We start from the raw sequence: 20,503 nt of genomic DNA, 5'->3' as shown, positions 1-20,503 counted from the left end.
TCGGCCTGCGCGGCGGCTCGGCCCGGCAAAACGCGCGGCGCGAGCCATAGATTGGCGCGGCGCTGCCAAGGGCCAACGACAGGGGGTCTTCGACCTCATTTCGGACACCCGCGGCGCGAGGCAAATCTACATGACCTGAGAGTGGCGGCCCGAGAGGGGCTTTCTAGCTTGGAGGCGGGTGGACGGGACAGGTTCGCTCCGTTGTCGTGCAGCGACAATCAGCCCTTGAGGGTGGGTTCGGGTGCGATCAATTCCGGCCATGCGCCAGACAGGCTGTCGGATGGGGCGCAGCCGCGCAGTGCTCCGATACCCTGTTTGACCTCTTCAGCCGCCCGCTCGATGGCATGGTCGATGAGCGCCTCAGGGCTGTTCAGCACCGCGTCGAAACGCTGGGCGGCGGTGTCGAGCCGGGTTTCGAGCCCGTCGAGGCGTGCGGAGATACGCTGCGCGGCCTCGGTGGTCATCTCTGAGCCACCGTCGCGGAGCGCGGCGATGTCACTGCGCAGACCGGTCAGTTCGCCGGCCATCGTGCCGATTTCCTCGCGCAGCGGATTGATCGATACGAGATTGCGGGCGAAGCTGTCGGTGATGTCCTGTACCCGGTTGCCGAGTTGCACGCCGAGAAACAGGCACAGGGCCAGTAGGACCAGCGTGGCATTGAGCAGCGCCAGCAGCAGGTTCTTGATCGTGTTGCCGAAACTCCGCTGGCGCATGGTGTCCTCCTCGGGCTGCCGAATTTACCCTAAAAACAGATGCGCGCGCTGGCAATCGGCGGGTGTCGGAGAGGTATGGCAACCCATGCGAAAACCCCGCACAGGGCGGGGTTTCACGTATCGGCCGAGTTGGACCGCGCCCGGAGGGCGCGGTCTGCTTTGACCCGTCAATTACGACACGATGTTCATCAGGCGGTCTTTCAGATCCGCGTCATTGTCGTCATCGTAGATCACCGAGCGGATCTCCGACACCTGCGCTGCGGTCAGAACGGTCAGGTCGGCGTCAGGGGCCAATTCTTCGACGCGCGAAATCTCACCAGCGGTCAGCGCCGGGGCGATGTCCTCGCCGAGAGCTGCAACCTGCGCCCGGATATCATCGTCGCTCGACCCGCCGGCGATGATCGCAAGGGCGTCACCGCGCTGTTCTCCGGTCAGCATCATCACCTTGTCTGCGGGCAGATACACCTCGATCTGCGCCATCTGCTCTTGCGAGAAGGTGGTGGGGGCGGAGTCGCGCATCGCGATGGTCTCGATACGGTCGCGCTTGTCGGTGTCCGACTCGCCGCTGTTGGCGATGGCCATCGCCTGGATCACCTGATCCTCGGTCAGCATGGAGACGTCGACGTCAGGCGCAAAGTTATTGATCAGCGTTGCCTGCTCCTCGGTGGCGGCAAGCGCGCCGGTCGCAAGAACCGAGGTGAGGGCGGTCATGGCAAGAAAACGTTTCATCGGGTGTTCCTCCAAAAACTGATTATCAGTAGTCACTGCGACGGGCCGTGTGCTGCGTCGCTTCTGGCCATCCAACACGCTGTTCGCTCGGGACGTTCCCTCGGAGAGCCGGCGCAATTTTCCGTGTGCTGGGCAGTGCAACGGTTGTCTGGCCGCGACTGCCGGCCAGATGTGCGCGAACGCGGGCCAAGGTGCCGCGTTCCATCACGATCCGGCCCTGTCGATCAGCAATTCGTTCCGAAAGCGGCGGCGGCCGTGACCGTCCGGTCGTGCCGACGGGCCGACTCTGCTTGTATCGGTCGGCGGCACGGCGTATACGACCCGCCAACCGAGGAATTCCCGCAAGGCAGACCTGCATGACCAACCCGCTCCAGTTCATTCAGCAGACGCGGTCCGAGATCGGCAAGATCGCCTGGCCGACCCGTCGCGAAGTGATCCTGACCACGGTCACCGTTTTCGTGATGGCGACGCTGACGGCGATCTTCTTTGCGCTCGTCGACATCCTGATCCGCACCGGCCTGCAGGGGCTGCTCTCCTTCTTCGGATAAGCGGAAGCGCCCACGGGCGCGCCGCATGCCTGAGGGGCCTTGCCCCGCCCGCCAACCGGCGGACTCCATCGCACAATTCGCGTTTCGTGATCGGGGCTGACCGCTGTCGGTGCCGGGTGGCGGCGACTTTGGGGCTGGCCCTTGAAATCGCCGCGCAGCGGGGGTAGTGCACAGTCCACTTTCCCAAGGCGGGCGTGCAGCGATTCGGTTGCACGCCGGTTTTCTTTTGGGGCGGGGCGCTTCGGCTCCCCGGCACAGCACGCCGGAACGGCGCGCATCTGAACGGACCGCCCGACCGGGGGGTCAAGGTAACGAAGAGGGGCCAGATGGCGAAGCGGTGGTATTCGGTGAGCGTTCTGTCGAACTTCGAGAAGAAGATCGCGGAACAGATCCGGCAGGCGGTGACCGAGCAGGCGCTTGAGGACCAGATCGACGAGGTTCTCGTGCCGACCGAGGAGGTCATCGAGATCCGCCGCGGCAAGAAGGTCACGACCGAACGCCGCTTCATGCCGGGCTACGTGCTGGTGCACATGGAAATGTCCGACCAGGGATATCACCTGGTCAACTCGATCAACCGGGTGACCGGTTTCCTTGGCCCGCAGGGCCGCCCGATGCCGATGCGCGACGCCGAAGTTCAGGCGATCCTCGGCCGGGTGCAGGAAGGCGAAGAGGCGCCCCGGACCCTCATCCACTTCGAGGTGGGCGAGAAGGTCAAGGTCAACGACGGCCCGTTCGAGGGCTTCGACGGCATGGTCGAGGGCGTGGACGACGACAACCAGCGCCTGCGCGTCTCGGTGTCGATCTTCGGCCGGGAAACCCCGGTCGAACTGGAATTCACTCAGGTCTCCAAGCAGGGCTGAGCGTCTCGGCGGGGCTTGCCCCGCCTTTCAGGTGGGAGGCGAGGACAGCGCGCTGTCCGGACCAGACCACACCAAGCATCGCCTCGCGGACGCGTCCGTGAGGAATTGGAAAAAGGAGAGGCCAAATGGCCAAGAAACTTGCTGGCAAGATGAAGCTGCAGATCCCTGCAGGCAAAGCCAACCCGTCGCCGCCCGTCGGCCCCGCGCTGGGTCAGCGCGGCATCAACATCATGGAATTCTGCAAGGCGTTCAACGCCAAGACGCAGGACATGGAAGTTGGCGCACCTTGCCCGACCGAGATCACCTACTATCAGGACAAGTCCTTCACCATGGACATCAAGACGCCCCCCGCGTCTTACTACCTGAAGAAGGCAGCCGGCCTGAAGCCCGTCGGCAAGCGTAACCGTCCCCGCGGCGCCGAGAAGCCCGGTCGTGAGACCGTGGCAACCGTGACCGTTGCTCAGGTTCGCGAGATCGCCGAAGCGAAGATGAAGGACCTGTCGGCAAACGACGTCGAGCAGGCAATGCAGATCATCCTTGGCTCGGCCAAGTCCATGGGCATCGAGGTGAAGTAAGATGGCAAAACTCGGAAAACGCACCCGCGCCGCCCGTGAAGCCTTTGCCGGCAAAGAAGACGTGACCGTCGAAGAAGCGGTCGCTCTGATCAAGGCAAACGCCTCGGCCAAGTTCGACGAAACCGTCGAAATCGCGATGAACCTCGGCGTCGACCCGCGCCACGCTGACCAGATGGTCCGCGGCGTTGTCGGCCTGCCGAACGGCACCGGCAAGACTGTGCGCGTCGCCGTGTTCGCTCGTGGCGCCAAGGCTGAAGAAGCCCAGGCCGCCGGTGCGGACATCGTTGGCGCCGAAGACCTGATGGAAACCATCCAGGGTGGCACCATCGACTTCGACCGCTGCATCGCGACCCCGGACATGATGCCGATCGTCGGCCGTCTGGGCAAAGTGCTTGGCCCGCGCAACCTGATGCCGAACCCCAAGGTCGGCACCGTGACCATGGATGTCGCTCAGGCCGTCAAGGACGCCAAGGGTGGCCAGGTCCAGTTCAAGGTCGAAAAAGCCGGCGTGATCCACGCAGGCGTTGGCAAGGCATCCTTCGATGACGCCAAGCTGGCCGAGAACATCCGTGCCTTCGTTGGCGCCGTCGCCAAGGCGAAGCCGACCGGTGCCAAGGGCACCTACGTGAAGAAGATCTCGCTCAGCTCCACCATGGGCCCGGGCGTGTCGGTGGACGTGACCTCGGCCAACGTCGAGTGATCTGATCCGATCTGACTGCGAAGGCCCCGCCGGAAACGGCGGGGCCTTTTGCGTTTCAGAAGGGGCCTTTCATCGCAGACGGTCAGCACCGCGCAGCACCATGAAGGAGGCTTTGAAACAGAGCGGTCCGACGATCAGCGACAGCAGGAAGGCGACCGGCCATGCGACGAGCCAGTGTTGCATCCAGGTGGCGACCCAGCCGCTGGCGAACCAGAGGGGCACGGCGGCGAAGATTCCGGTCATCAGGAAGGACATGCTCCCCGAGATGAAGAGCTGCGCGAGGATGAGGGTGGAGCGGGAGGTTGTCATGGTGATCTCCATTGGCGGTTTGCAAGGGCAGGGCCATGGAGGGCCGAAAGGTCCTGAGCGCTCCACGGTCCCCGGGTAGGCAGGGCGCCGCGGGTTCGTGGAACGACTAGCTCCCGCATGACTGCGGTGGCCGGGCTAACCAACCGGCCTGACGTTTTTCGGCTTGAACGGACTTAGGGGGCGCGCGGACTCCGGTCAAGCATCCGCAGGCACTGTTGCGTTGCATCTTCGCGACGCTGCGCTAATATGCGCCCCTCCGCAAAGCGGACGCTTCTGCCCTTGGCAAGGGGCGTAAAACCCTTTAAGCGGAGCAGACGAGGGCAGCGCACGATTCGTCGCGGCCCTCGATTTCGTCCGAGACGGTGGGTGGTGAGCGGTCAGCCGACCTTGATCCTTAAATCCTGCCTGAGACGGGAAGAGACATAACGTTCCGGGCCGATGTGTTCCGGTGGCGCGATGTGACGACCCGATCGGACCTTGAGGCCGGGGAGACCCGGCAGAACGAGCCGGAGGGGTCGAATCCCCTCCATAACTTGGAGTGAAACTGTGGATAGAGCCCAGAAAGAGAAAGTGGTCGAGGAACTCGGCCAGATCTTTGAAAGCTCTGGCGTCGTGGTGGTTAGCCGCTACGAGGGTCTCACGGTTGCCGATATGACCGATCTTCGTGCCCGCGCCCGCGCGGCCGGCACGTCGGTTCGCGTCGCCAAGAACAGGCTCGCCAAGATCGCTCTGAAGGATACCGGCTGCGAGAGCATCGCCGAGTACCTGGAGGGCATGACCGTTCTGACTTATTCCGAAGACCCTGTGGCAGCTGCCAAAGTGGTCGAGGACTTCGCCAAGGCAAACTCGAAATTCGAGATCCTCGGCGGCGCAATGTCGGGAACGGCTCTGGACCGGGCCGGTGTCGAGGCCGTGTCGAAAATGCCGTCGCGCGAGGAGCTCATTGCCTCCATCGTCGGCTGCATCGGCGCACCCGCTTCGAACATCGCCGGCGCGATTGGCGCACCTGCATCGAACATCGCATCCATTCTCTCGACCATCGAAGAGAAAGCTGCGTAACGGCACCCACCAGATCTTCGTGGGGTTGAAGACCCGCACGTTGGAACACATCTAGCTAAACGGAATACGTAAAATGGCTGATCTGAAAGCACTTGCTGAGCAAATCGTTGGTCTGACGCTGCTCGAAGCACAAGAACTGAAAACCATCCTCAAGGACGAGTACGGCATCGAGCCCGCAGCTGGCGGCGCAGTGATGATGGCCGGCCCCGCAGGCGGCGACGCAGCTGCTGCTGAGGAAGAGAAGACCGAATTCGACGTGATCCTCAAGTCGGCTGGCGACAAGAAGATCAACGTGATCAAAGAAGTCCGCGGCATCACCGGCCTGGGCCTGAAAGAAGCCAAAGAGCTGGTGGAAGCCGGCGGCAAGGCTGTCAAAGAAGGCGTGTCCAAGGACGAAGCCGAAGAGATCAAGAAGAAGCTCGAAGAAGCTGGCGCTGAGATCGAAGTTAAGTAATCGTCTTCCGGGCTTGCCCGGTACGATCGCAAATTTGGCTGGATCCGGAGAAATCCGGGTCCAGCCGAACCCGTCTCAGAAAGGCCCTTTCCAGAGGGCTTTTCTAAGGCGAGTTCCAGGATCGGGAGGCTTCTGGTGGGACAGAAGCCAGGAATGGATCGGAACACTGCCGTCTCGGATGGATGTGCCGCTGGTGCCCGACAGCATGCGCGTCCAGTGAGAATCGAAAGGTGAACAGACCTATGGCGCAAAGCTTTCTTGGCCAGAAACGTCTCCGCAGATATTACGGTAAAATTCGCGAGGTTCTGGAGATGCCGAACCTCATCGAGGTTCAGAAAAGCTCCTACGAACTCTTCCTGAAATCCGGCGACCAGCTGCAGCCCACCGACGGCGAAGGCATCATGGGCGTCTTCCAGTCGGTGTTCCCGATCAAGGATTTCAACGAGACCGCCGTTCTCGAGTTCGTCAACTACGAACTGGAAAAGCCGAAGTACGACGTCGAAGAGTGCATGCAGCGCGACATGACCTACAGCGCCCCGCTGAAGGTGACCCTGCGCCTCATCGTGTTCGATATCGACGAGGATACCGGCGCCAAGTCGGTGAAGGACATCAAGGAACAGGACGTCTTCATGGGCGACATGCCCCTGATGACCCCGAACGGTACGTTCATCGTGAACGGCACCGAGCGCGTGATCGTGTCCCAGATGCACCGTTCGCCGGGCGTCTTCTTCGACCATGACAAAGGCAAGACGCACAGCTCGGGCAAGCTGCTCTTCGCCTGCCGCATCATTCCCTATCGCGGCTCGTGGCTCGACTTCGAATTCGACGCCAAGGACATCGTCTTTGCGCGTATCGACCGCCGCCGGAAGCTCCCTGTCACGACCCTGCTCTATGCACTGGGTCTCGACCAGGAAGCCATCATGGATGCCTACTACGACACCGTGACCTACACGCTGCGTCGTGGCGAAGGCTGGGTGACCAAGTTCTTCCCTGAGCGGGTGCGCGGCACGCGCCCGGTCTATGACCTCGTGGATGCGGACACCGGCGAGATCATCGCAGAGGCCACCAAGAAGGTGACCCCGCGCGCGGTGAAGAAGCTGATCGACGAAGGCAAGGTGCAGAACCTGCTGCTGCCGTTCGAGCAGATCGTCGGCAAGTTCGTCTCGAAAGACATCATCAACGAAGAGACCGGCGCGATCTACGTCGAGGCCGGCGACGAGCTGACCTGGGAAGTCGACAAGGACGGTGACGTCACCGGCGGCACCCTGAAAGAGCTGGTCGACGCGGGCATCACCGAGATCCCCGTTCTCGACATCGACAACATCACCGTCGGCGCCTACATGCGCAACACGATGGCGCAAGACAAGAGCATGGACCGCAACAGCGCGCTCATGGACATCTACCGCGTCATGCGCCCGGGCGAGCCGCCGACCGTCGAGGCCGCCTCGGCCCTGTTCGACACGCTGTTCTTCGATAGCGAGCGCTACGACCTCTCGGCCGTGGGCCGCGTGAAGATGAACATGCGCCTGGCGCTCGACAAGCCGGACACCCAGCGCACACTGGACCGCGACGACATCGTCAAGTGCATCAAGGCCCTGGTCGAGCTGCGTGACGGCCGTGGCGAAGTGGACGACATCGACCACCTCGGCAACCGTCGTGTCCGTTCCGTCGGCGAGCTGATGGAAAACCAGTACCGCGTCGGCCTGCTCCGCATGGAGCGCGCGATCAAGGAACGCATGTCGTCGGTCGAGATCGACACCGTCATGCCGCAGGACCTGATCAACGCGAAGCCGGCGGCTGCCGCCGTGCGCGAGTTCTTCGGTTCGTCGCAGCTGTCGCAGTTCATGGACCAGACCAACCCGCTCTCCGAAGTGACGCACAAGCGTCGCCTGTCGGCCCTCGGGCCGGGCGGTCTGACCCGCGAACGTGCCGGCTTCGAGGTGCGCGACGTGCACCCGACCCACTACGGCCGGATGTGCCCGATCGAAACGCCGGAAGGCCCGAACATCGGTCTGATCAACTCGCTGGCCACCTTCGCCCGCGTCAACAAGTACGGTTTCATCGAAACCCCGTATCGGAAGGTGATCGATGCGAAGGTGACCGACGAAGTCCAGTACATGTCGGCGACCGAGGAAATGCGTCACACCGTGGCTCAGGCCAACGCGACGCTGGATGAAGACGGCAAGTTCATCAACGACCTCGTCTCGACCCGCCAGTCGGGCGACTACACGCTCGCACCGCGCGAAAGCGTCGACCTGATCGACGTCTCGCCGAAGCAGCTGGTCTCGGTCGGTGCCTCGCTCATTCCGTTCCTGGAAAACGACGACGCCAACCGCGCTCTGATGGGTGCGAACATGCAGCGTCAGGCCGTGCCCGTCCTCAAATCCGAGGCGCCGCTGGTCGGCACCGGGATCGAAGAGGTTGTGGCGCGCGACTCCGGCGCGGCAATCATGGCCAAGCGTGGCGGCGTCATCGACCAGGTCGATGCGCAGCGTATCGTGATCCGGGCGACCGATGGTCTCGAACCGGGCGATCCGGGCGTGGACATCTACCGCATGCGCAAGTTCCAGCGTTCGAACCAGAACACCTGCATCAACCAGCGCCCGCTGGTGAAGGTGGGCGACCTGGTCGGCAAGGGCGAAGTGATTGCGGACGGCCCGTCCACCGACATCGGTGAACTGGCGCTCGGCAAGAACATCATCGTCGCCTTCATGCCCTGGAACGGCTACAACTACGAAGACTCGATCCTGATCTCCGAACGCATTGCGCGTGACGACGTCTACACCTCGATCCACATCGAGGAATTCGAAGTCGCCGCCCGCGACACCAAGCTCGGGCCGGAAGAGATCACCCGCGACATTCCCAACGTCGGCGAGGAAGCCCTGCGCAACCTCGACGAAGCCGGTATCGTGTATATCGGTGCGGACGTGGAGCCGGGCGACATCCTCGTGGGCAAGATCACTCCGAAGGGCGAAAGCCCGATGACGCCGGAAGAGAAGCTCCTCCGCGCCATCTTCGGTGAGAAAGCTTCGGACGTTCGCGATACCTCGCTGCGCGTGAAGCCGGGCGACTACGGCACCGTCGTGGAAGTTCGCGTCTTCAACCGCCATGGTGTCGAGAAAGACGAACGTGCGCTGCAGATCGAGCGTGAGGAAGTCGAACGTCTGGCCCGTGACCGGGACGACGAGCTCGCCATCCTCGACCGCAACATCTATGCCCGTCTGAAGGACCTCGTCCTGGGCAAGACCGCGGTGAAGGGTCCGAAGGGCGTCCGCCCGAACTCGGAAATCGACGAAGAGCTTCTCGAAAGCCTGAGCCGCGGCCAGTGGTGGCAGCTCGCTCTCGCCGAAGAGGCAGACGCTCAGATCGTCGAGGCCCTGCACGAGCAGTACGAGGCGCAGAAGCGCGCCCTCGACGCCCGTTTCGAGGACAAGGTCGAGAAAGTCCGTCGTGGCGACGACCTGCCGCCGGGTGTGATGAAGATGGTCAAGGTCTTCGTCGCGGTGAAGCGCAAGCTGCAGCCCGGCGACAAGATGGCCGGTCGTCACGGGAACAAGGGCGTGGTGTCGCGCGTGGTGCCGATCGAGGACATGCCGTTCCTCGCTGATGGTACCCCGGTCGACTTCTGCCTCAACCCGCTGGGCGTGCCGTCGCGTATGAACGTCGGTCAGATCCTCGAGACCCACATGGGCTGGGCCGCACGCGGCCTCGGCATCCAGATCGAGGAAGGCCTGCAGGAATACCGTCGCTCGGGCGACCTGACGCCGGTCCGCGAGGCCATGCGCCACGCCTACGGTGCCGAGGTTTACGCCGAGGGCATCGAGGGCATGAACGAGACGCAGCTCATCGAAGCGGCCTCGAACGTGACCCGCGGTGTTCCGATCGCGACCCCGGTCTTCGACGGCGCCAAGGAAGCCGACGTGAACGACGCGCTGGTGCGCGCAGGCATCAACCAGTCCGGCCAGTCCGTGCTGTTCGATGGCCGCACCGGCGACCAGTTCGCGCGTGAGGTGACGGTGGGCGTGAAGTACATGCTCAAGCTGCACCACCTTGTCGACGACAAGATCCACGCACGTTCGACCGGCCCGTACTCGCTCGTTACCCAGCAGCCGCTGGGTGGTAAGGCGCAGTTCGGTGGCCAGCGTTTCGGGGAGATGGAGGTCTGGGCTCTGGAAGCCTACGGCGCCGCCTACACCCTGCAGGAAATGCTGACCGTGAAGTCGGATGACGTGGCGGGCCGGACCAAGGTCTACGAAAGCATCGTCAAGGGCGAGGACAACTACGAAGCGGGCGTTCCCGAGAGCTTCAACGTGCTCGTGAAGGAAGTCCGCGGCCTCGGCCTGAACATGGAACTCCTGGACGCGGAGGACGAGGAATAACGGCCCATCCGGCCACCGCGCGGGGCGCAAGCCTCGCGCGGCTCCTCTCTCCAAGCCCTGTCATTTAGGAAGACGACATGAACCAGGAACTGACCAACAACCCGTTCAACCCGCTGACCCCGCCCAAGGTCTTCGACGAGATCAAGGTATCGCTGGCATCGCCCGAGCGGATCCTCTCGTGGTCCTACGGCGAGATCAAGAAGCCCGAGACGATCAACTACCGTACGTTCAAGCCCGAGCGTGACGGCCTGTTCTGCGCGCGCATCTTCGGTCCGATCAAGGACTACGAGTGCCTGTGCGGCAAGTACAAGCGCATGAAGTACCGCGGCGTCGTCTGCGAGAAGTGCGGCGTCGAAGTTACGCTTCAGAAAGTGCGCCGCGAGCGCATGGGCCACATCGAGCTCGCAGCTCCCTGCGCGCACATCTGGTTCCTCAAGTCGCTGCCCTCGCGCATCGGCCTCATGCTGGACATGACGCTGCGTGATCTCGAGCGCGTGCTGTACTTCGAAAACTACGTTGTGATCGAGCCCGGTCTGACCGACCTGACCTACGGCCAGATGATGACCGAGGACGAGTTCCTCGACGCGCAGGACCAGTTCGGCGCCGACGCGTTCAGCGCCAACATCGGTGCCGAGGCCATCCGCGAGATGCTCGCCGCCATCGACCTCGAAGCCGAGGCCGAGCAGCTGCGTGCGGACCTCAAGGAAGCCACCGGCGAGCTGAAGCCCAAGAAGATCATCAAGCGCCTCAAGGTCGTGGAATCCTTCCTCGAGTCGGGCAACCGCCCCGAGTGGATGATCCTCACCGTGATCCCGGTCATCCCGCCCGAACTGCGCCCGCTGGTGCCGCTCGACGGTGGCCGCTTCGCGACCTCGGACCTGAACGACCTCTACCGCCGCGTGATCAACCGGAACAACCGCCTCAAGCGGCTGATCGAACTGCGCGCGCCGGACATCATTGTCCGCAACGAAAAGCGGATGCTGCAGGAGGCCGTCGACGCGCTGTTCGACAACGGCCGCCGTGGCCGCGTCATCACCGGCGCGAACAAGCGTCCGCTGAAGTCGCTGTCCGACATGCTGAAAGGTAAGCAGGGCCGCTTCCGTCAGAACCTTCTGGGTAAGCGCGTCGACTTCTCGGGCCGCTCGGTCATCGTGACCGGTCCGGAACTCAAGCTGCACCAGTGCGGCCTGCCGAAGAAGATGGCGCTCGAGCTCTTCAAGCCTTTCATCTACTCGCGCCTGGAGGCCAAGGGCCTGTCCAGCACCGTGAAGCAGGCGAAGAAGCTGGTCGAAAAAGAGCGTCCGGAAGTCTGGGACATCCTCGACGAGGTGATCCGCGAGCACCCGGTTCTGCTGAACCGCGCGCCGACGCTGCACCGTCTGGGCATCCAGGCGTTCGAACCCCAGCTGATCGAAGGCAAGGCCATCCAGCTGCACCCGCTCGTCTGCTCGGCGTTCAACGCCGACTTCGACGGTGACCAGATGGCTGTCCACGTGCCGCTGTCGCTCGAAGCGCAGCTCGAGGCGCGTGTCCTGATGATGTCCACGAACAACGTGCTGTCGCCCGCAAACGGCAGCCCGATCATCGTGCCGTCGCAGGATATGATCCTCGGCCTCTACTACACGACCATCATGCGCGAAGGCATGAAGGGCGAGGGGATGAAGTTCTCCAACATCGAAGAGGTCGAGCACGCCCTGACCGCTGGCGAAGTGCACCTGCACGCCAAGATCGAGTGCCGCGTGCGCCAGATCGACGAAGAGGGCAACGAGGTCGTCAAGCGTTACGAGACGACCCCGGGCCGCGTGCGCCTCGGCGCTCTGCTGCCGATGAACGCCAAGGCTCCGTTCGATCTCGTCAACACGCTGCTGCGGAAGAAGGACGTTCAGAAGGTCATCGACACCGTCTACCGTTACTGCGGTCAGAAAGAGTCGGTCATCTTCTGCGACCAGATCATGTCCATGGGCTTCAAGGAAGCATTCCGCGCCGGCATCTCGTTCGGCAAGGACGACATGGTCATCCCCGACAGCAAGTGGACGCTCGTCGAGGAAACCCGCGATCAGGTGAAGGACTTCGAGCAGCAGTACCTCGACGGCCTGATCACTCAGGGCGAGAAGTACAACAAGGTGGTGGACGCCTGGTCGAAGTGTAACGACAAGGTCACCGACGCCATGATGAACACCATCTCGGCGAACAAGCGCGCCGAGGACGGGTCGGAAATGGAGCCGAACTCGGTCTACATGATGGCCCACTCCGGTGCGCGTGGCTCGGTCACCCAGATGAAGCAGCTGGGCGGGATGCGCGGCCTGATGGCGAAGCCGAACGGCGACATCATCGAGACCCCGATCATCTCGAACTTCAAGGAAGGCCTGACCGTTCTCGAGTACTTCAACTCGACCCACGGTGCTCGTAAGGGTCTGTCGGATACCGCTCTGAAAACGGCGAACTCGGGTTACCTGACCCGCCGTCTGGTGGACGTTGCGCAGGACTGCATCGTGCGTGCGCACGACTGCGGCACCGACCGTGCGATCACCGCGGAAGCGGCGGTCAACGACGGTGAAGTCGTGGCCTCGCTCGCCGAGCGTATCCTGGGCCGTGTGGCTGCGGACGATATCCCGCACCCCGTCACCGGTGAGGTTCTCGTGCGCGCCGGCCAGCTCATCGACGAGCGCATGGCCGACGTGATCGACGAGGCCGCGGTGCAGTCCACGCGCATCCGCTCGCCGCTGACCTGTGAAGCTGAAGAGGGCGTCTGCGCCATGTGCTACGGCCGTGACCTCGCGCGCGGCACCATGGTCAACACCGGTGAAGCTGTCGGCATCATCGCCGCGCAGTCGATCGGTGAACCTGGCACGCAGCTGACGATGCGGACCTTCCACATCGGCGGCGTTGCCCAGGGTGGCCAGCAGTCGTTCCAGGAAGCCTCGCAGGAAGGCCTGATCGAGTTCGAGAATGCCTCGACCCTCGAGAATTCCATCGGCGAAACCCTCGTCATGGGCCGCAACATGAAGCTGCGGATCATGGGCGAGGACGGCAAGGAACGTGCGAGCCACAAGCTCGGCTACGGCACCAAGCTGTTCGTCAAGGAAGGCCAGACCGTCTCGCGCGGCGACAAGCTGTTCGAGTGGGACCCGTACACCCTGCCGATCCTGGCGGAAGCGGACGGTATCGCGAAGCACGTCGACCTCACCGCAGGTGTGGCTGTCCGCGACGAGACCGACGAAGCCACCGGCATGACCCAGAAGATCGTGATCGACTGGCGTGCGGCTCCGAAGGGCAACGAGCTCAAGCCGGAAATCATCCTGATGGATGCCGATGGCGAGCCCGTGCGCAACGCGGCTGGCAACCCGCTGACCTACCCGATGTCGGTGGATGCCATCCTGTCCTGTGAAGAAGGCCAGGAGATCAAGGCCGGTGACGTTCTTGCGCGTATCCCGCGCGAGGGCGCGAAGACGAAGGACATCACCGGTGGTCTGCCGCGTGTGGCCGAACTCTTCGAGGCGCGTCGTCCGAAGGACCACGCGATCATCGCCGAGATCGACGGCTATGTGCGCTTCGGCAAGGACTACAAGAACAAGCGCCGCATCGCGATCGACCCGGTCGATGACACGATGGAGCCCAAGGAATACATGATCCCGAAGGGCAAGCACATTCCTGTGGTCGAAGGCGATTACGTCCAGAAGGGCGACTACATCATGGACGGCAACCCGGCGCCGCATGACATCCTGGCCATCATGGGTGTCGAGGCTCTGGCGAACTACATGATCGACGAAGTCCAGGACGTCTATCGACTGCAGGGCGTGAAGATCAACGACAAGCACGTCGAGGTCATCGTCCGCCAGATGCTGCAGAAGTGGGAAATCCACGACTCCGGCGACACCACGCTGCTCAAGGGCGAGCACGTGGACAAGGCGGAGTTCGACGCGGCCAACGAGAAGATCGAGAAGAAGGGCGGCCGTCCGGCGACGGGCGAGCCCATCCTGCTCGGCATCACCAAGGCGTCGTTGCAGACCCGTTCGTTCATCTCGGCGGCTTCCTTCCAGGAGACCACCCGCGTCCTCACCGAGGCTTCGGTGCAGGGCAAGAAGGACAAGCTGGTCGGCCTCAAGGAGAACGTCATCGTGGGCCGCCTGATCCCGGCGGGCACCGGTGGCGCGACCCAGCGGGTGCGTCGCATCGCGACCGAGCGCGACAACAAGGTGATCGAAGTGCGCCGCGACGAGGCCGAACAGGCCGCGCTGCTGGCCGCTCCGGATACCTCGTCGAGCGACGTGATCGGTGGCGACGAGTTCGACACTCTGGTCGTCGACACGCCGGAAAGCCGCGAGTAATCGCAGCTGCCTTTGGGCACGCAAGCTTCGGGCCCCCGCACTCTGGTGCGGGGGCCCTTTTCCTTTGGGCAGGCAGGGGAGGGGGCTCCGCCCCCGGCCTGCGGCCTCCCCCGGCGTATTTGGAAAGAGAAGAAGGCCCGGCGCGATGGAGGTGCCTTTTCAGGATGGTGGCGGCGGCAGCCCGGTGCTAGCGATCCGCCCATGAACCGCTTCTCCGACAATGGTCGCGGCATGCTCCTGATGATCGGGAACACGGCCGCATTCACTTTCAGCGATGCCTGCGTGAAGGCGATCGGCTCCGATCTGCCGCTGTCGCAGATCCTCGTGCTGCGCGGGATCGTCGCCAGCCTGTTCATCGCGTTCCTCGCGCTGCGTCTTGGCGCGCTGCGGCACCGACCGAGTGGCGCTGATGCGCTGCTGATGCTGCTTCGCGGGGTCGCCGAATGCGGCTCGGCCTATTTCTTCCTGACCGCCTTGCGCAACATGCCGCTGGCCAATGCCACGGCGCTGCTGCAGATGGTGCCGCTGACGGTCACCCTGGGCAGCGCTGTCTTCTTCGGCGAGCCCGTCGGCTGGCGTCGCTGGCTGGCCATCGCTGGCGGCTTTTTCGGTATGCTCCTGATCGTTCGGCCGGGCACCGAGGGGTTCACCGCCTTCTCGGTCTACGCCCTTCTGGCGGTCGGCGCGGTCACCCTGCGCGATCTGGCCACCCGGCGGGTGTCCCCGTCACTTCCGAGCATGCAGGTGACGCTGTCCTCCGCGGTTCTGGTGATGCTCTTCGCCGCGGGCTGGTCTCTGGGCGAGGACTGGCAGCCTCTGGACGCGCGGCTGTCCCTGCTGATGCTGGGCACTTCGCTGCTGATCATTGCCGGTTACACGCTCAGCGTCATGGTCATGCGGGTTGGCGAGGTCGGCTTCATCGCCCCGTTTCGATATACGGGCTTGCTCTGGGCCCTGTTGCTCGGGCTTGTGATCTGGGGCGAGCTGCCGCATCCGATGACGCTGCTCGGCGCAGCGGTGATCGTCGGAATGGGAAGCTTCACCCTCTGGCGCGAGCGTCAGCTGCGCCGGGCGGGAGGCCTTCAGCTGGCGGGTGCGAAAACCCGGCGGACGTGATCCGCGTCGACGCCGAAGAGACGCTTGATCTCGGCCTCGCCCGATGGGTCGAGCAAGGGCAGGTCGACCGGCTTCACATGGGCTTTCTGGCGTGAATCGTTGTGATCGCTATGCCCGCGCAGGTACATCGGAGAGTCGGTGAAGCTCAGCGTGGGCATGAAGCGGATGAGCTTGTTGTGGCCGAAGTTCATGATGCTCTGCCGCACGCCCGGCGCCACGGCCACAGCTTGCGCCACGCCCCAGAAGGGCGTCACGCAGGGCTCGGCCCGGATCCCCTGCGCATCGGGCCGGGCGACGTAGCCGCGGTTCCAGTCCAGCGCGACCAGCCGGTGCCTTGCGCGCAGGGCCGAGATGTCGAGCGCGGCGGCGCGCAGCTCGGCGATGAACGTGACCGCGACCGCGTCGTCGTCGTCATGCCGGAATTCCAGACAGGGCTGCGACATATCCCGGGCCGCGTTGATCACCTGTTGGCAGACCTGCCGATGCGGACCCGGCGGGCGGCTGACAATCCGGGCCTGCGGAAACTCCGCGAGCAGCTCGCGCAGCCGGTCAAGATAGGGCAGGGGCATTGCCTCGCCGACCAGCACGAGGAAGGTGAAGTCGGCATCCGTCTGCGCCTTCAGACCCGGCAGGCAGATGCACTCGAAATGCCGCAGCCTTTCCTCCATCCGCTCGGGGCTGTAGAGGTAGGCGATCCTCGCTTCGAGCGTCGGGTGTTCGACCTGGAAACCGCCTTCGGCAGGGTAGGAAAACCGGCACAAGCCTATGATCTGCATGGGGCGCAACCTGGGTCAAACATACCCCCTATGGTTGGCATCGGGCGGACTGGCTGACAAGGGGGCGCCCGGCGCAGGCGGCCCGGGGCAGCCCGTGTTGACAAGCTCCGCGACTCCCCCTATACGCGCCTCAATCCGGCGGAGGCCTCAGTGCGCCCGCCGCATTCTACGGAACTACAGTGGTCAAGATCGGCGTCCCTGGCCCCGATCCTCTGGAGACCCACCGCGACGTTACCCGTGCCCGGGGACGTATGCGGTATTTTGCGTCGTTGTGGGGTTACGATCCCGCGGTTCTCGGACCTTCGGCGCATCACCGGTGACCCGCGGACGCGTGGGGCGCCTATTCGATTGAACCGCATGGGGGGCTCCCCGTGCACCACATATGTGAGAATTACGGGGAACAACCCATATGCCCACGATCCAACAGCTGATCCGCAAGCCGCGGCAGCCGAAAGTTAAGCGTTCGAAGTCGCAGCACCTCGAGCAGTGCCCGCAGAAGCGCGGCGTCTGCACGCGCGTCTACACCACCACGCCCAAGAAGCCGAACTCGGCAATGCGTAAGGTGGCCAAGGTGCGTCTGACCAACGGCTACGAAGTCATCTCCTACATCCCGGGTGAATCGCACAACCTGCAGGAGCACTCGGTTGTGCTCATCCGCGGCGGCCGTGTGAAAGACCTTCCGGGTGTCCGTTACCACATCCTGCGCGGTGTTCTGGATACCCAGGGCGTCAAAGACCGTAAGCAGCGTCGCTCGAAGTACGGCGCGAAGCGTCCGAAATAAGAGGATACATAAATGTCTCGTCGTCACGCCGCTGAAAAACGCGAAGTCCTGCCCGACGCCAAGTATGGTGACCGGGTTCTGACCAAATTCATGAACAACCTGATGATCGACGGCAAGAAGTCGGTCGCAGAGCGCATCGTCTACAACGCCCTCGAGCGCGTCGAAGGCAAGGTGAAGCGCGCGCCCGTGGAAGTGTTCCACGAGGCTCTGGACAACATCAAGCCGGCCGTCGAAGTTCGTTCGCGCCGCGTTGGTGGTGCCACCTACCAGGTCCCCGTCGAAGTGCGCCCCGAGCGCCGTGAGGCCCTGGCTATCCGCTGGCTGATCGCAGCCTCGCGCGCCCGCAACGAGCACACCATGGAAGAGCGCCTCGCAGGCGAACTCCTGGATGCCGTGCAATCCCGTGGCTCCGCTGTTAAGAAGCGCGAAGACACCCACAAGATGGCCGACGCGAACAAAGCGTTCAGCCACTACCGCTGGTAATCTCCGGAAAGGCAGACCACCATGGCACGCGAATATCCCCTCCAGCGTTACCGTAACTTCGGGATCATGGCCCACATCGACGCGGGCAAGACCACGACCACGGAACGCATCCTGTACTACACCGGCCGCTCGCACAAAATCGGCGAAGTCCACGATGGCGCAGCCACCATGGACTGGATGGAGCAGGAGCAGGAGCGCGGCATCACCATCACGTCCGCTGCGACCACCACCTTCTGGCAGTGGCAGGAAGATCCGACCGAGGAAGGTACCTCGGACACGAAATTCCGCTACAACATCATCGACACTCCCGGCCACGTTGACTTCACCATCGAAGTCGAGCGTTCGCTGGCCGTGCTCGACGGTGCGATCTGCCTTCTCGACGGCAACGCCGGCGTTGAACCGCAGACCGAGACCGTGTGGCGTCAGGCTGACCGCTACAAGGTGCCGCGCATCGTGTTCGTCAACAAGATGGACAAGATCGGCGCTGACTTCTTCAACTGCGTGAAGATGATCAAGGACCGCACGGGCGCAATCCCGGTCCCCGTCAACTTCCCGATCGGTGCAGAAGACCAGCTCGAAGGCATCGTCGACCTCGTGACCATGGAAGAGTGGGTCTGGCAGGGTGAAGACCTGGGTGCATCCTGGGTGCGCCAGCCGATCCGCGACGACCTGAAGGACGTGGCAGACGAGTGGCGTTCGCACCTCATCGAGAATGCCGTCGAGCAGGACGATGCGGCGATGGAAGCCTACCTCGAAGGCGAAGAGCCCGACATCCCCACCCTGCGGAACCTGATCCGTAAGGGCACGCTGTCGCTGTCCTTCGTTCCGGTCCTGGGTGGTTCGGCGTTCAAGAACAAGGGTGTTCAGCCCCTGCTCAACGCCGTGGTCGACTTCCTGCCCGGTCCCCTCGACGTCCCGCCGTACATGGGCTTCTCGCCCGACGACGAGACCGAGACCCGGAACATCGAGCGTCACGCTTCGGACGAAGAGCCCTTCTCGGGCCTCGCGTTCAAGATCATGAACGACCCCTTCGTGGGCTCGCTCACCTTCACCCGTATCTACTCCGGTACGATGAAGAAGGGCGATTCGATCATGAACTCGACCAAGGGTAAGAAAGAGCGCATCGGTCGTATGATGATGATGCACTCCAACAACCGGGAAGAGATCGAAGAAGCGTTTGCAGGCGACATCATCGCGCTGGCCGGCCTCAAAGAGACCACCACCGGTGACACCCTCTGCGACGCTCAGAAGCAAGTGGTTCTCGAAACCATGACCTTCCCCGATCCGGTGATCGAGATCGCGGTCGAGCCGAAGACGAAGAACGACCAGGAGAAGATGTCCCAGGGTCTGGCCCGTCTGGCCGCAGAAGACCCCTCCTTCCGCGTCGAGACCGACCTCGAGTCCGGTCAGACCATCATGAAGGGCATGGGCGAACTTCACCTCGACATTCTCGTCGACCGCCTGAAGCGCGAGTTCAAGGTCGAGGCCAACATCGGTGCCCCGCAGGTGGCCTATCGCGAGACCATCGGTCACGAGATCGAGCACACCTACACCCACAAGAAACAGTCGGGTGGTTCGGGTCAGTTCGCAGAGGTCAAGCTGGTCATCAGCCCAACCGAAGCGGGTGAAGGCTACTCGTTCGAGTCCAAGATCGTTGGTGGTGCTGTTCCGAAGGAATACATCCCGGGCGTCGAAAAGGGCATCAAGTCGGTCATGGACTCCGGTCCGCTGGCAGGCTTCCCGGTTATCGACTTCAAGGTCGCGCTGATCGACGGCAAGTTCCACGACGTGGACTCCTCGGTTCTGGCCTTCGAAATCGCGGCGCGGATGGCAATGCGCGAAGGTCTGCGCAAGGCCGGCGCGAAGCTGCTCGAGCCGATGATGAAGGTCGAGGTGGTCACGCCGGAAGAGTACACCGGTTCGATCATCGGTGACCTCACCTCCCGCCGTGGCCAGGTGTCCGGTCAGGAGCCGCGCGGCAACGCCGTTGCAGTTCAGGCCTTCGTGCCGCTGGCCAACATGTTCGGCTACATCAACACCCTGCGCTCGATGTCCTCGGGCCGCGCGCAGTTCACGATGCAGTTCGACCACTACGATCCGGTTCCGCAGAACATCTCGGACGAGATCCAGGCGAAATACGCATAAGCAGCGGTGCGGGGCTCAGCCCCGCACCCTACCCAAGTAGGGTGCGTGAACACACGCACCGCCACCGACCAAGGAGGCCATCATGGCAAAGGAAAAGTTTGAGCGCGGCAAGCCGCACTGCAACATCGGCACGATCGGTCACGTTGACCACGGCAAGACGACGCTGACCGCAGCGATCACCAAGTACTTCGGTGACTTCCGTGCGTACGACCAGATCGACGGCGCGCCGGAAGAAAAGGCACGCGGCATCACGATCTCGACCGCGCACGTGGAATACGAGACCGACGCGCGCCACTATGCGCACGTGGACTGCCCCGGCCACGCCGACTACGTGAAGAACATGATCACCGGCGCGGCGCAGATGGACGGCGCGATCCTGGTTGTGAACGCAGCTGACGGCCCCATGCCGCAGACCCGCGAGCACATCCTTCTGGGCCGCCAGGTGGGTATCCCCGCCATGGTCGTGTTCATGAACAAGGTTGACCAGGTCGACGACGAAGAGCTGCTCGAGCTCGTCGAGATGGAAATCCGCGAACTGCTGTCGGCTT

Annotated in this window: 17 protein-coding genes; 13 read left to right on the top strand and 4 right to left on the bottom strand. The window is 63.3% G+C overall.

The window, feature by feature from the left end; genetic code table 11:
• Positions 1 to 218: 218 nt before the first annotated feature.
• Positions 219 to 713: a hypothetical protein gene (locus BM397_RS28480; RefSeq protein WP_092431408.1), complete on the bottom strand. Its 495-nt coding sequence runs from the start codon at positions 711 to 713 to the stop codon at positions 219 to 221.
• 171 nt (positions 714 to 884) lie between these two features.
• A complete protein-coding gene (locus tag BM397_RS28475) occupies positions 885 to 1,442 on the bottom strand; it encodes a hypothetical protein (protein WP_092431407.1) in 558 nt (185 codons plus the stop codon).
• 356 nt (positions 1,443 to 1,798) lie between these two features.
• Between BM397_RS28475 and secE the strand changes: the two genes are divergently transcribed.
• The 4 genes from secE to rplA all read left to right on the top strand — a co-directional run bounded on the left by secE (position 1,799) and on the right by rplA (position 4,125).
• On the top strand, positions 1,799 to 1,990 hold the full coding sequence (secE, locus tag BM397_RS28470) for a preprotein translocase subunit SecE (RefSeq protein WP_092431405.1): 192 nt from the start codon (positions 1,799 to 1,801) through the stop codon (positions 1,988 to 1,990).
• A gap of 326 nt (positions 1,991 to 2,316) precedes the next feature.
• Positions 2,317 to 2,850, top strand: coding sequence for a transcription termination/antitermination protein NusG (gene nusG / locus BM397_RS28465; protein WP_092431404.1), 534 nt, complete (start codon positions 2,317 to 2,319; stop codon positions 2,848 to 2,850).
• Positions 2,851 to 2,975: 125 nt separating this feature from the next.
• Positions 2,976 to 3,425 carry a 50S ribosomal protein L11 gene (rplK, locus tag BM397_RS28460; RefSeq protein ID WP_092431402.1) on the top strand — a complete coding sequence of 150 codons (450 nt, stop codon included), beginning with the start codon at positions 2,976 to 2,978 and terminating at the stop codon, positions 3,423 to 3,425.
• Position 3,426: 1 nt separating this feature from the next.
• A complete protein-coding gene (gene rplA, locus BM397_RS28455; protein ID WP_092431401.1) occupies positions 3,427 to 4,125 on the top strand; it encodes a 50S ribosomal protein L1 in 699 nt (232 codons plus the stop codon).
• 69 nt (positions 4,126 to 4,194) lie between these two features.
• On the opposite strand, the gene BM397_RS28450 is transcribed toward rplA, so the two are convergent.
• Entirely contained in the window at positions 4,195 to 4,434 is a 240-nt protein-coding gene (locus BM397_RS28450; RefSeq protein WP_245696280.1) for a DUF2798 domain-containing protein, read from the bottom strand.
• Between the two features lie 546 nt (positions 4,435 to 4,980).
• Here BM397_RS28450 and rplJ point away from each other — a divergent pair.
• From rplJ to BM397_RS28425, 5 genes are all read left to right on the top strand, one after another.
• Positions 4,981 to 5,493: a 50S ribosomal protein L10 gene (gene rplJ, locus BM397_RS28445; RefSeq protein ID WP_092431398.1), complete on the top strand. Its 513-nt coding sequence runs from the start codon at positions 4,981 to 4,983 to the stop codon at positions 5,491 to 5,493.
• 73 nt (positions 5,494 to 5,566) lie between these two features.
• Complete coding sequence (rplL, locus tag BM397_RS28440; protein ID WP_092431397.1) at positions 5,567 to 5,947, top strand: 50S ribosomal protein L7/L12; 381 nt, start codon at positions 5,567 to 5,569, stop codon at positions 5,945 to 5,947.
• Between the two features lie 242 nt (positions 5,948 to 6,189).
• Complete coding sequence (gene rpoB / locus BM397_RS28435; RefSeq protein WP_092431396.1) at positions 6,190 to 10,326, top strand: DNA-directed RNA polymerase subunit beta; 4,137 nt, start codon at positions 6,190 to 6,192, stop codon at positions 10,324 to 10,326.
• A gap of 77 nt (positions 10,327 to 10,403) precedes the next feature.
• Positions 10,404 to 14,654, top strand: coding sequence for a DNA-directed RNA polymerase subunit beta' (gene rpoC, locus BM397_RS28430; RefSeq protein ID WP_092431394.1), 4,251 nt, complete (start codon positions 10,404 to 10,406; stop codon positions 14,652 to 14,654).
• A 201-nt stretch (positions 14,655 to 14,855) separates the two neighbouring features.
• Positions 14,856 to 15,770, top strand: a complete 915-nt coding sequence (locus BM397_RS28425; protein WP_092431393.1) for a DMT family transporter — start codon at positions 14,856 to 14,858, stop codon at positions 15,768 to 15,770.
• On the opposite strand, the gene BM397_RS28420 is transcribed toward BM397_RS28425, so the two are convergent.
• A complete protein-coding gene (locus BM397_RS28420; RefSeq protein WP_092431392.1) occupies positions 15,737 to 16,546 on the bottom strand; it encodes a putative rhamnosyl transferase in 810 nt (269 codons plus the stop codon). The two genes, BM397_RS28425 and BM397_RS28420, sit on opposite strands and share 34 nt — an antisense overlap.
• Positions 16,547 to 16,955: 409 nt before the next feature.
• Here BM397_RS28420 and rpsL point away from each other — a divergent pair, with 409 nt between their 5' ends.
• The 4 genes from rpsL to BM397_RS28400 all read left to right on the top strand — a co-directional run.
• On the top strand, positions 16,956 to 17,327 hold the full coding sequence (gene rpsL, locus BM397_RS28415) for a 30S ribosomal protein S12 (RefSeq protein WP_005862801.1): 372 nt from the start codon (positions 16,956 to 16,958) through the stop codon (positions 17,325 to 17,327).
• Positions 17,328 to 17,339: 12 nt separating this feature from the next.
• Positions 17,340 to 17,810 (top strand): 30S ribosomal protein S7, encoded by a 471-nt coding sequence (gene rpsG, locus BM397_RS28410; RefSeq protein WP_092431391.1) that lies wholly within the window; start codon positions 17,340 to 17,342, stop codon positions 17,808 to 17,810.
• A gap of 21 nt (positions 17,811 to 17,831) precedes the next feature.
• Positions 17,832 to 19,955: an elongation factor G gene (fusA, locus tag BM397_RS28405; protein ID WP_092431389.1), complete on the top strand. Its 2,124-nt coding sequence runs from the start codon at positions 17,832 to 17,834 to the stop codon at positions 19,953 to 19,955.
• 82 nt (positions 19,956 to 20,037) lie between these two features.
• The coding region (locus tag BM397_RS28400; RefSeq protein ID WP_143187086.1) for a GTP-binding protein at positions 20,038 to 20,503 on the top strand (466 nt) is incomplete at its 3' end.

The organism is Alloyangia pacifica, assembly GCF_900116195.1.
Classification (GTDB): Bacteria; Pseudomonadota; Alphaproteobacteria; order Rhodobacterales; family Rhodobacteraceae; genus Salipiger; species Salipiger pacificus.
This window is presented reverse-complemented; position numbering and strand designations above follow the sequence as displayed.